The 13,735-nt window shown below is 36.6% G+C and carries 10 protein-coding genes; all 10 read right to left on the reverse strand.

Features of this window, described 5'->3' with window-relative positions:
- Positions 1–11: 11 nt before the first annotated feature.
- Complete coding sequence (whiA, locus tag EKM79_RS02110; protein WP_125565488.1) at positions 12–944, reverse strand: DNA-binding protein WhiA; 933 nt, start codon at positions 942–944, stop codon at positions 12–14.
- Positions 944–1,978, reverse strand: a complete 1,035-nt coding sequence (locus EKM79_RS02115) for a gluconeogenesis factor YvcK family protein (RefSeq protein WP_125565489.1) — start codon at positions 1,976–1,978, stop codon at positions 944–946. The genes whiA and EKM79_RS02115 overlap by 1 nt, the downstream gene beginning before the upstream one ends.
- Positions 1,965–2,879 (reverse strand): RNase adapter RapZ, encoded by a 915-nt coding sequence (rapZ, locus tag EKM79_RS02120; protein WP_125565490.1) that lies wholly within the window; start codon positions 2,877–2,879, stop codon positions 1,965–1,967. Before rapZ ends, EKM79_RS02115 begins: the two co-directional genes overlap by 14 nt.
- 101 nt (positions 2,880–2,980) lie before the next feature.
- Entirely contained in the window at positions 2,981–3,505 is a 525-nt protein-coding gene (locus EKM79_RS02125) for a DUF3278 domain-containing protein (RefSeq protein ID WP_125565491.1), read from the reverse strand.
- Between the two features lie 3 nt (positions 3,506–3,508).
- Positions 3,509–3,697 (reverse strand): helix-turn-helix transcriptional regulator, encoded by a 189-nt coding sequence (locus tag EKM79_RS02130; RefSeq protein WP_125565492.1) that lies wholly within the window; start codon positions 3,695–3,697, stop codon positions 3,509–3,511.
- Positions 3,698–3,816: 119 nt separating this feature from the next.
- Positions 3,817–6,705, reverse strand: coding sequence for an excinuclease ABC subunit UvrA (gene uvrA / locus EKM79_RS02135; protein ID WP_125565493.1), 2,889 nt, complete (start codon positions 6,703–6,705; stop codon positions 3,817–3,819).
- 2 nt (positions 6,706–6,707) lie between these two features.
- Positions 6,708–8,717: an excinuclease ABC subunit UvrB gene (gene uvrB / locus EKM79_RS02140; protein ID WP_125565494.1), complete on the reverse strand. Its 2,010-nt coding sequence runs from the start codon at positions 8,715–8,717 to the stop codon at positions 6,708–6,710.
- Positions 8,718–8,835: 118 nt separating this feature from the next.
- Entirely contained in the window at positions 8,836–10,089 is a 1,254-nt protein-coding gene (locus EKM79_RS02145; protein WP_125565495.1) for an MFS transporter, read from the reverse strand.
- Entirely contained in the window at positions 10,086–11,375 is a 1,290-nt protein-coding gene (locus EKM79_RS02150) for an alkaline phosphatase family protein (RefSeq protein WP_125565496.1), read from the reverse strand. The genes EKM79_RS02145 and EKM79_RS02150 overlap by 4 nt, the downstream gene beginning before the upstream one ends.
- Positions 11,376–11,471: 96 nt before the next feature.
- Positions 11,472–13,730: a SpaA isopeptide-forming pilin-related protein gene (locus EKM79_RS02155; protein WP_125565497.1), complete on the reverse strand. Its 2,259-nt coding sequence runs from the start codon at positions 13,728–13,730 to the stop codon at positions 11,472–11,474.
- Positions 13,731–13,735 lie beyond the last annotated feature (5 nt).

Below are 13,735 nucleotides of genomic sequence, written 5' to 3' on the forward strand. Positions count from 1 at the left end.
TCTCGTTTTTTTTATACGGCTTCTTCAGCTAATTGATTTAACTTTCGTAAACGATGATTAATACCCGACTTAGAGATAGCACCACTTGGTACCATGTCCCCTAGTTCCTTCAATGAAACTTCAGGATTCTCTAATCTAAGTACTGCAATTTCACGCAACTTATCCGGCAATGAATCCAAACCAACAGTACTTTGTAGATGTTTGATATTCTCTACCTGTCGTTCAGCCGCAGCAACGGTCTTATTTATATTGGCATTTTCACAATTAACCAAACGATTAACTGAGTTACGCATATCGCGGACAATTCTGATATCTTCAAACTTCAACATTGCATTGGTTGCACCAACGACTTGTAAGAAGTCAGCAATTTTCTCTGCCTCTTTCAAATAGACAATGTATCCATTACGACGTTGAGTCACTCTAGCATTCAGATTAAAATGGTTCATCATTTGAGCAATACCATTATTATGTGATTCATAGAGTGAATATATCTCCAAATGATATCGAGAAGTTTCAGGATTATTAACGCTACCTGTTGCTAGGAAAGCACCTCGAAGATATGAACGCATACGTTGATCTTCATCAAGAATGTCTTCAGGAACATCAGTATTAATAGATAATCCAGTATCATCAAGAATACCTAAATCTTTCAAGACTTTTTCGGTATCATATTTCAAACGAACAAGATATTGATTGTTCTTTTTTAATTTCATTTTTTTACGAACCAATAGTTCTGATTCCATCCCATAACGCAATTTAATGAGTGAAAAAATCCTACGAGCAATCGCAGGATTCTCTGTTTGCGCTGTTAGAACAAAATGATGATTCTGCAAACTTAACGAACCATTCATTCTCAGCAAAGCTGATAATTCAACACGTGCATGTTCGGGATGAACTTCCAAACTAGTGAGTTCCTTCTTTACTTCACTTGCATAAGAAGCCACTAGTGTCTCACCTCATTTTTTCTATTTCCAGATTGAAATGCTAGATTCAATATTTCACGACCAATTTTTTTGCCATCATGAAAGGCTCCCTTATCATGTAACGATAAGAAATCATCTTGAATCACTCGACATCCCATTTCTCTTAATGCTTTGTAATCTGTTTTAACTTGACTGACATATTCGTCATATTTTTTATGATCCATATAGCCTTCTGGCACGGGTCTAGTATTAACTAGAACTGTATCAACATAATTACCACCTAAATGTTCGTTCAAAACATTCACATGATCAGCATCAGTGAAACCTTCTGTCTCACCGATTTGTGTCATAATATTACAAATATAAACCACTTCAGCGGGCGTTTGACGCACCGCCTCACCAAGGTCACTGATCATCAAGTTAGGCAAGATACTAGTAAACAAACTACCAGGTCCTAATACAACAACGTCAGCTTGCATAATTGATGCCACAACCTGTAACAGTGACTTAGGAGTTTCTTCAGGATTATCTGAATTGGTTACCCAAACACGCTTTACATGCTTGCCGGAGTGAGTAATCTCATGTTCACCTGAAAGAGTTGTTCCATCTGTAAATTCAGCATTCAATGTCAACTTAGTATTGCTGGCAGGATATACTCGGCCATCAACACGCATCATCTTCGATAATTCTTGGACTGCGTCAAAGATATTAGGTGACATTTCGGACAATGCGGCAATGATTAAGTTTCCGATCGCATGACCGGAGAAAAAATCATCATCACTGTTGAAACGATATTGAAAAACATCTAAGTCTACTTTTGGTAGATCAGATAATGATGCTAAAACATTACGGATGTCCCCAGGTGGTACGACGTTGATGTAATCTCTCAATACACCAGATGAACCACCATCATCTGCAACAGTCACAATAGCTGTGATATCTGCATCTTTATTTCTCAAACTATTTAATACGACTGGTAATCCAGTTCCCCCACCTATAACGACAACCTTTGGACGGCGCCCCTTAACAACACGAACTATCCTATTTGTTGGCATGTTCAATTACCTTCTTTTGAGATTTTTCCATATCACGATGTGTAATATCAACGTGGTAGTTATCTTTGAGGTCTGTTCCTAGACGTTGGGCAATAGCTACTGATCGATGTTGTCCACCAGTACAACCAATTGCAATCGTTAAACTAGTTTTACCTTCTTTTTCATATCCAGGAATTATATCTTTTAATAAATCATATAATTTGTTATAAAAATTATCCGTAACTGGATCCTGCATCACATAGTCATAGACCAGCTTATCCATACCAGTTTGCGTCTTAAGGCTCTTAACATAAAATGGATTCTTCAAAAATCTAACGTCCATTACGATATCAGCATCAATTGGCAAACCATACTTAAAACCGAACGACATAACTTCAATGTGAAACTTAGGAGTATCTTCATTTTCTTGAAAATTATCAAAAATTTCTTCACGTAGCTGGCGCGGAGTCAAATCAGTTGTATCGATTTCAACTTGTGCACGACTTTTGATTTCTGCAAGAAGTTCACGTTCCTTTTGAATACCGTCAAGTAGGCGTCCCTCCATTGCTAGTGGATGACTACGACGAGTCTCTTTATAACGTGACACTAACTCTTCATCAGAAGCGTTCAAGAATAAGATCTTCATATCAACCTTTTGTTGCTTCTCTTGTTCATCTTCGTCCATTTGAGAAATCATTGAAAAGATCTCATCATAAAAAGCACGTGAACGAATATCAACAACTAATGCTACTTTTTTGATCTTTCCTGATTCATGAACAAGCTCCCAAAACTTAGGAAGAAGATTTGGTGGCATATTATCAATACAGAAATATCCTAAATCTTCGAAAGATTGCATTGCTACGGTCTTACCGGCACCACTCATACCGGTTACGATTACCAAACTAAGCATGTCTTTTGACATAGTGCACCTCGCATTCAGATATTAGCATACCACAACGAGCCTGGTGTGTCATTTTAAAGATAGTAAAAAGTCCAATCATTCCTGATTGAACTAATTTATATTTATTGAATTTTTTTAAGATGTGAATAATTAATTACAGTTGTAAAACTGCCAAATATTATTCCAAATAAAACTGCATTTATAATATTTCGCCAATCGATTAAGTTACTATAGAAGCTGCCACTGCCGTTCATATCTACGAACGAGATTAATACATAATAAATAACTGTAATAAATAGCGCCGTTTTAATTGACCTTCTTATTAACTTCCTTCGTTCTCCATTATAATTTTTGCTAGTTACTTCTTTAGTAGATAACTTAAGCTTTTCAACTTGAAATATAATGTACATTCCCACTCCAAAAATGACGGCTACCAAATTGACCATTGGATAATATTCTAAATACTTTATGTTGATATTTCCTACTAAGATCATAATTCCAGATGATACTAATGTGTACACAAACAAAATTATAAATGCATTGTTACCAATACAATTTAGTTCACTACGACGATACTCATCTAACTCGCCATCAATTCCGTAGAAATGTTTAATAAGTTTTACCGAAACAGACTCTTTAGATTTCATAATTTAATCCTCCCAAAATAAATGATTTAGATCAGTCCCCAATGCCTTCGCTAATTTAATGCACAAATCTAATGACGGATTGTACTTATTATTTTCAATCATATTGATTGTCTGACGAGCGACACCTATTTCACTTGCCAATGTCATTTGAGATATTTTTAAATTAGTACGATATTCCTTTACACGATTCATTTACTTTCCTCATTATGTCATATATATTTGACATCTTAAGTGTATAATATATTTTATAAATGTCAAGTATATATGACATTTGCTTCAACAAAAAGACTCGACTAAATTAGTCGAGTCTTTTATTTCTTAGATTTTTTTGTAACTTTCTTTTCAGCCTTTTCTTCAGCTTCAATCGTACGTTTTGTATCACGTTCCAAGATTGGTTTCAAATACTGTCCAGTATAGCTATCCTTAACCTCACATATTTCCTCAGGTGTACCAGTGGCAACAACTTGTCCACCGCCTTCTCCACCTTCGGGGCCAAGATCAATTACCCAATCAGATGACTTAATAACATCTAGATTGTGTTCAATAACTAGAACCGTATTACCTTCATCAACTAATCGCTGCAAAACAGCTAATAATCTCTTGATATCATCAGTATGTAATCCAGTTGTAGGCTCATCAAGAATATAGAAGTTATGGCCAGCTGACTTCTTATACAATTCAGAAGCTAACTTCATACGTTGAGCTTCACCACCGGATAGTTGTGTGGCTGATTGTCCCATTGAAACATAGCCAAGACCAACATCAACAATTGTTTGAAGCTTTCTTCTAATCTTTGGTATGTTATTAAAGAACTCTAATGCATCTTCAACCTTCATATCTAAGACTTCAGCAATATTTTTACCCTTGTACGTTACTTCCAATGTTTCTGAATTATAACGTGTTCCATGACAAACCTCACAAGGAACATAAACATCAGGTAAAAAGTTCATTTCAATTTTAATAATTCCATCACCGTGGCAATTCTCACAACGTCCACCTTTAACATTGAACGAGAATCTGCCCTTTTTGTATCCACGAAGCTTGGCTTCATTAGTTTGAGCAAACAAATCTCTAATATCGTCGAATACACCAGTATATGTGGCTGGATTACTTCTTGGTGTACGACCAATTGGACTCTGATCAATAGCAATCATCTTTTCAAGCTTATCGTAGCCTGTAATCTTCTTATACTTACCTGGCTTATTAGAATTACGATTCATTTTTTGTGCTAAAGCACGTTTTAAAATTGTATTAACCAATGTAGATTTACCTGAACCAGATACACCAGTTACTGAGATGAACTTACCTAATGGGAACTTAACATCGATCTTCTTAAGGTTATTCTCCTCGGCACCAAAAACTTCAATATAGTCACCGCTACCAGCCTTACGTTCAAGGGGCACCGAAATAAACTTCTTACCCGACAAATATTGACCAGTTAATGATTTAGCACTACGCATTACTTGTTTAGGAGTTCCGGCAGCCACAATCTGACCACCCTTTTCACCTGCACCAGGACCAACATCGATCAAATAGTCCGCAGCTAACATAGTATCTTCATCATGCTCGACAACAATCAGTGTATTACCAAGGTCACGCATTTTCTTGAGCGAGCTTATCAAACGATTATTATCACGTTGATGCAATCCAATTGAAGGTTCATCAAGAATATACATAACTCCTGATAAGTTAGATCCAATCTGTGTTGCCAAACGAATACGTTGTGCTTCACCACCGGACAATGTTCCAGCAGAACGTGACAATGTTAAATAGTCCAAGCCAACATTGATTAAGAAAGTTAAACGATCTTTAACTTCCTTCAAAATTGGCTTAGCAATTACGGTGTTTTGTTCGCCTAACTTAATACTCTTAAAAAATGGGAGTTCATCCTTAATCGACATGTTAGATACTTCAGCAATATCTTGTCCTTCGATCTTAACTGCCAAAGCTTGACGATTCAATCTCTTACCATGACAAACTGGACAAGTTAATTCAGTCATGTACTTACGCATAACTTCACGAGTAAAGTCACTGCTTGTTTCATGATAACGACGATTAATGTTCGGAATTATGCCTTCAAACGGTACATCAACATCACGCACATTACCAAAATCATTCTCATAATGGAAGTGGAAATTCTTACCAACTGAACCATAAAGAACAATATTCTTATCATGATCTGATAGTTTTTCAAATGGAGTATCCATATCTATTTTGAATTCTTTACAAGCTTGTTCAAGCATCTGTGGATAATATTGTGAACTAATTGGATTCCAAGGAATAATTGCTCCTTCGGATAAGGTCTTGGTTTGGTCAGGTACAACTAAATCAATATCAACTTCGAGTTTAATACCCAATCCATCACAGTTATCACAAGCTCCAAATGGGGCATTGAAGGAAAACAAACGAGGTTCCAATTCACCAACGGTAAACCCACACAATGGGCAAGCATTCTTCTCAGAGAAGACCATCATATCCTTGCCAATAACATCAACGTTCATATATCCATCAGATAAACGTAATGCTGCTTCAACAGAATCAAATAAACGAGATTTGATGCGATCATTAATAACAATTCTGTCCACAACAACATCAATATCATGCTTTTTGTTCTTATCTAATTCAATATCTTCACTCACATCATGGATTTCTCCATCAACACGAATTCTAACGTATCCTTGCTTTTGAATTTGAGCCAAGGCCTTTTTATGTTGTCCTTTTTTGGCACGAATAACTGGGGAAAGAACTTGTAGCTTAGTGCCTTCATCCAGTTTCAAAACAGCATCAACCATTTGTTGTGCTGATTGACTAGTAATAACAGTTCCATCGTTAGGACAAATCGGTGTCCCAACACGAGCCCACAATAAACGAAGATAATCATTAATCTCAGTAACAGTACCAACAGTCGAACGAGGATTCTTGGATGTCGTCTTCTGGTCGATCGAAATGGCAGGACTTAGACCATCGATTGAATCGACGTCCGGCTTATCCATCTGACCTAAGAACTGACGAGCATACGAAGAGAGACTCTCAACATAACGACGCTGTCCTTCAGCATACAACGTATCAAATGCCAAAGAACTCTTACCTGAACCTGATAATCCTGTCATTACTACTAACTTATCACGGGGAATAGTCACATCAACATTCTTCAGGTTATGAGCTCTAGCTCCATGAATTACGATTTTATCATTTAACATAGTTACTTAATTTCCGCCTTCAAATCTAGAATTGTATCACGCAAATTGGCAGCAGCTTCGAAATCTAGTTTCTTGGCGGCAGCTTCCATTTGTTCTTGTAAATTATCGAGTAATTCTTTTTGTTCCTTCTTAGACATATCTTCAAACTTCAAGTCGTCGTCGATCTTCTCAGTTTCAGAATCCGAGTTATCGACTTTTTGGAACATAGAAATAGCATCACGAATTGGTTTAACAATTGTCTTAGGAGTAATTCCGTGCTCTTCATTAAACTTCTCTTGCAGTTCACGACGATGTCTAGTTTTAGAAATTGCTGCTTCCATTGAATCAGTAACAGAATCAGCATACATGATAACCTTACCATTCTCATTACGAGATGCACGTCCAATAATCTGGATCAATGAACGTTCAGCACGTAGGAACCCTTCTTTGTCGGCATCCAAAATAGCAATTAACGAAACTTCAGGAACATCAATACCTTCACGAAGTAAGTTAATACCAATCAAGACATCAAACTTACCTAATCGTAAATCACGAATGATCTTAGTACGTTCCAATGTCTTAACATCACTATGAAGATATCTAACTTTAATACCCAAATCCTTAAAGTAATCCGTTAGATCCTCAGCCATTTTCTTAGTTAAAGTTGTGACAAAAACACGCTCATGCTTTTCAATTCGATCATTTATTTCACCGACCAAATCATCTATTTGACCCATAATTGGACGAACTTCGATTTTTGGATCAAGCAGTCCAGTAGGACGAATGATCTGAGTAGCAATATGATCAGTACGATCTAACTCATAAGGACCTGGTGTTGCTGAAACATACAAAATACGATTAACATGTTTCTCGAATTCATCTAACTTCAAGGGACGATTATCAAGAGCGCTTGGTAATCGAAATCCGTAATCAACTAATTGTTGCTTTCTAGCACGGTCACCATTATACATACCACGGACTTGTGGCATTGTAACGTGAGATTCATCAACCATAATATTGAAGTCCTTCGGGAAGAAATCTAGAAGTGTAAATGGAGGTTCACCTTCAGCTCTTCCTTCCATATGACGTGAGTAATTTTCAATACCAGATGTATAACCCATCTCACGCATCATTTCAATATCATATTCAGTCCGTTGCTTAATACGTTGAGCTTCTAGCAGTTTGCCTTCCTTAGTGAACTTAGCAACTTGTCCATCCAGTTCCTTTTGGATGCGGTCTAAGGCGTCTTCCATTTTGGAATCACTGATCATAAAGTGAGTTGCTGGGAAAATACCAATATGATCCATTTGACCTTTTATTTCACCAGTCAAAGCATCCATTTCAATGATACGATCGATCTCATCACCAAAAAATTCCACACGAATAGCGTTATCGTCACGTGAAGCTGGAAAAATATCCACAACATCACCACGTACACGAAAACGTCCACGTTGAAAATCAATATCATTACGTTCAAATTGGTTATCAACTAACTTCTCTAACAGTTCATCACGTCCAATTTGTTGACCAACACGCAATGAAATAATACTATCGGCATATTCTCTAGGATCACCTAATCCAAAGATACATGAAACTGATGCAACAACAATGACATCATTACGTTCCAACAGTGAACTAGTTGCCGAGTGACGAAGCTTATCAATTTCATCATTAATACTAGAATCCTTCTCAATATAAGTATCGCTTGATGGAACATATGCCTCTGGTTGGTAATAATCATAGTAACTAACGAAGTATTCAACCGCATTATTAGGGAAGAATTCCTTGAATTCTCCGTAAAGCTGACCAGCCAATGTCTTATTATGTGAAAGAATCAAAGTCGGCTTATTTAAATTCTGGATGACATTAGCCATCGTAAAAGTCTTACCAGTACCAGTTGCTCCCTCAAGTATGACTTCCTTATCGCCAGCTTTAAAGTCGTTAGTAATCTTATCAATTGCTTGTTGCTGATCCCCCGCTGGTGAGTATTTCGAAACTAAATCAAATTTATTATCGTCTACTCTATCTATCAAAAATTCATCCTCCATAAAGCTAAAAAATACACCTAACTCATTGAATTAGATGTAATTTGCGTTAGGCACAAATATATTGCCTATATATTACCATATCGAACATACTTTCGCCATAAATTTACTCATTCGGTTCGCTTATAGATAACTTTGGTAAATAACTAAAAATAATTAATCCAATTAAGAATAAGATACTTAACGATGCAGCACCAATAGTTGATTTACCAGTCATCTGAGTAACTATTCCAACTAAGATTGGACCCATAACGGCTGAAAATTTTCCTAAGATATTATAAAATCCGAAAAATTCACTACCTGATTCTTTCGGAATTAGTCGACCAAAATATGACCGACTCAAAGCTTGAATACCGCCCTGACTAGTTCCCACTAAGACTGCCAAAATCCAAAAGTCAGTTGTCGTAGTTAACTTAAGCGTATATAGGCAAATTCCTAAGTAAAGAATTATACCAATCAAAATCCCTGTTCTAGTCGAAGTCTTATTAGCTAACCAACCATAAAAAATTGAAAAAGGAAATGCGACCAATTGCACTACTAACAAAACTAACATCAGCGTTGTAGTCGTGATACCCATATCCATTCCAATCGAAGTCGCCATCGTAAAAATAGTATCGACTCCATCAATGTAGAAGAAGTAAGCTACTAAAAACCAAGCAACCTTTTTATATTTTCCAATGTGCTTCAAGGTCTCAAACACTCGTTTAAAACTTGATGTGACCGGGTGTGCATCAGCTTTGACAGAATACACTTGCTTAACGTTCTTAATCAACGGAATATAAAAGATAATCCACCAAATTGCTGCCAAGACAAAGCTCCATCTCGCCACTCCAAAACTTGATAACATACCAAAACCACTAGTTAATTGAAGTACTAAAAATAAAACAAAAGCCAGAACTCCACCTAAATATCCGAATCCATATCCATAAGATGAAACCTTATCCATTTGTTTGTTATCAGCAACATCAGTCAAAAAACTATCATAGAACAAGTTTCCACCTGAATAACCAATTATAGATAAGATATACACTCCCAGTAACCAAGACCATTGATTCGTAGGAACAACGCTCAATCCAAATGTCATTAGTACACCAACTAATGCAAAAATATTCAACATTTTCTTTTTGTAACCTGGATAATCTGCCAACGCTCCTAATACTGGAGCCAAAATTGAAACTAACAAAGTTCCAAAACTATTAGCATAACCCCAATAAGCCGTGGAATTGGCCGCGCTAACTCCATTACCTTGTGCAACAGCTTTGAAATAAACTGGTAAAACCGCAGTAGTGACAATGATTCCATAACCAGAATTAGCCCAATCATAAAATATCCAACTCCATTGATGCTTGTTAAATCTCATTTGATAACTCCTTCAATACATTTACCGGCCAGATCATCCTTGAATTCTAACCCCAATAAACGTGCAAATGTTGGTGCTTCGTCAACCAAATTAGCATGCTCCACCGTTTGTCCAGCATTCACAGCTGGGCCGTTGAAGATAATAGTAGTTTGGTAATCAGACTTATCTGGATCATAACCATGAACTCCGTGATAACGATCAGGTTGGCCTAAAGTATCGGGATCGACTTTCTCCACTACTTCTGGTCTTTCACTTTCATCAGTGAAATAATAGTCCTCTTTTGCTTCTACCATAAATGTACATGCTGGATCAGCCCCGCGTTCGATGGCGCGATAACGTGGATAAACTGATTCAACTCCTTCTACATTACGAATCAGTTCAGTTAATTCTTCTTTATCATCAAAATTCTTAGTATAAATATAAGTAGAGCCATCACAAGTTTTTGCCATAACTTGCCAATCTTCTTGGTAAGTCTGATCTTGATTAGGTTTAAGCCATCCCTTTTGAGCAAATAATGTATTCAAATGAATCATTTTATCGACATTGATTTGATAATGATCACCTAAAATAACAAAATTTGTATCATAAAATGTTCCAGCTCTCTTGGTTGCTTCAATAACTTGAGCAACATGATTATCTAACCTGTGCAACGCCTCCATTGCTTCCTTAGATCGCACACCATAACGATGACGCATGCTATCCATATCAACTAAATGAAGCAGTGTTAAATTAGGCTTTTTATTTTCAATCGTATCAACTGCACATGCTGTAATGAATTCATCCAGTTGTGGCTGCTTAATACCGTTTCTAAGCTTTCCATATTTGTGATTCATTTCTAATAGAAACAGCGGTGAACTGGCCTTTAATGACACCAGCACTTGATTAGTCCAAATTCGATTAGGAAAGATTTCCGCTAAGTTATAATTGATCTTACTTCCAGCTGTAACTGGCCACAAAAAGGCAGCTGTTCTCATCCCTTTTTCACGTGCCAAATCATAAAGGGTCGTTGACTTAACGTCCTTTTGATACCAATACCAATCTGGTGATCGACGTTCTGGTTGAATCTTAGTATTATTAACGATTCCATGAACGTTAGGATACTGCCCCGTAATAATAGTGGTATGTGAAGGATACGTCAGAGTTGGATAAATACCTGTAACTGATTTGACCCAAGTACCACCATTAACCAACTTATTTAACGTTGGTAATTCTTCTTGATGTTCGCGAATGTCTCTAAATCCAAGTGAATCTAAGGAAATTACGACCATATGTTGATTTGCTGCCAAAATAAATCCCCCCGCTCTCATATTCGATATTATAACGCAAGTAAGTGATTGCTTACCAATGTAAATAAAAATAGACGAATTTCTTCGTCTATAATTTTATCTCTTAATTTCAATGTATTCGTATGTCAATCCTGACATAGCAATTAGTAGCACAACAATACCTAAATACAATTCAATATTACTTCCGGCAACCCCTGTTTGTGGTAATTTGCCAGCATTATTATTTGAACTGCCACTAGCAGGATTCGAATTTGTATTATTATTTCCAACACTATTACCAGGTATTTGTGGTATCAATGGGTTATCTGGCACGTTTGGATTTTCTGGATGTGTCGGTACCCATGGATTACTTGGTAATAATGGATTATCTGGATCCGTTGGTGTTTCAGGATTCGTTGGTTTATCCGTTCCAGGTTTATTCGGATCAGTTGGTTTGTCTGGATTATTTGGATCCGTAGGCGTAGTAGTTGAGATTGCCTCATCAAATACTGAAACTGTAACATTCTTGTCTTCATCGATTGTGAATTCAACCGGAGAATCGTTTAATTCATAACCATCCGGAGCAGTTATCTCAGTAAAGCTATACTTACCTGTCTTCAAACCAGATATATTTATTTCTCCATTTTTATCAGTCACATAATCTCCAGGCACTTCATCACCGTTGCTATCTAGCAATTTGAACACAGCACCTTGTAAGACATCATTACTCGAAGAATCACGTTTTATTAAAGTTACACTTCCTGTTGTATCACTAGGGGTAGTCGTACCTCCGCCACCAGAAGTTATTTTTTGATCAACTACTGAAACGGTGGCAGCTGATTTGTCTTTACTTATCGTAAAAGCAACTGGCGTTGTATCCAATTTATATCCAGATGGAGCTGAGGTCTCAATAAATTGATAATCACCATAATCAAGTTTGTTTAATACAATTTGACCGTTCTTATCAGTTATTTGCGGATCACCAATTTTGGTTCCGTCTGATTTTTCAAGTTGGAAACTTGCACCTGGTAATACCTTCTTTGTATCAGATGCTGTTTTAGTTAAAGTTACACTTCCCGTAGGATTAACCACAGCTACTTTGGAATTCTTCATTACAAAATCTTGACCGGTTGATTGATCATCAGCAATAGTAAACTCTTGTACGTTATTATCACTAAGCTGATACCCATCTGGTGGAGTGATTTCCTTCAAAGAATACTTTCCAGGATCTAAGTAATTTAATGTCACCTTACCATCACTATCCGTAATCAAGTGATTATTTAATATTTTGTCATCTGAATTTAACAACTCAAAAACTGCACCAGACAGTAACTTACTAGAATCATCAGTGTCTTCTTTAGTTAAAGTTACAGTTCCATTATGTCCTCCTGCTGATGCACTACCACCATAGGGAATAGCTGAATGAAACTCATTGCTTCCCACTGCGTATGTCATTACTTTGCCATCAGAGTTCACAACATTATCATTGTCACTTATAGCACTATTTTTCCAGAGATAATCTCCATTTAATAATAAATCATCTTGATTGGTTATTTCCGTTCGATAACTTAAAGAGATCTTCTTATTCAGCGTCGAAGCAAAAACTATTTTGAATTGTGTATCATCATTGTTGTACTGAATTGTGTATGGCTCAGTCTCATTGTCATCACCAAACTTGACGCTCATTGAATCTTCGATAAACTTCTGCCCATCTGCAACATTATCGGTTAAAGTCTGATTTGTTACAGTGTAGTTATATGGATTCAAGACCACACTCCAATACAACTGTTGTGGCAATCCCGTAGCACTAACACCAGTACTAGTATCACGATTGATCCAACCATTCTTAGCGGAAAATACTCCGTTATCTCCATCACCTGATCCAGAGCCACCGCTCGAATTGGTTGCTCCCTTAGCATTTAGTGATAAGGTCCCACTTAATCCAGTATTAAAATCTGCAAGCTTATCGTTAAAGGTAATAGTACCTGTGTGAGAATTGTATGGAATCACAGCCTCACCAACTTTGTCACCATTATTCATTACGTCAATTTCATAAGGTTGATTCTCACCATTGCTGAATTGAGCATTAACTTTTGAAGGAAGCTCAAAATTAATAGTATCTCCATTATTAATCGTAGTTCCATTAGGAATGCTCCAATTATAATTGACCTTTAAAAAAGTATAATTGGATAAGTCATCAACATTAGTAACATCATTACCATCCCCGTCGATGATGGTTGCATCACTAGAATTCAATATTTGCAATGTCTGCGCATAACTAGTTGTTGTTTGCAAAAAATTAACAACTAATGACAATCCAAAAATGAATAATAAAATTATTGCTGATAATTTCTTATTCTTTGTAATATGATTCATAAAAA

The sequence above is a fragment of the Companilactobacillus insicii genome (assembly GCF_003946015.1).
GTDB classification, from domain to species: Bacteria; Bacillota; Bacilli; order Lactobacillales; family Lactobacillaceae; genus Companilactobacillus; species Companilactobacillus insicii.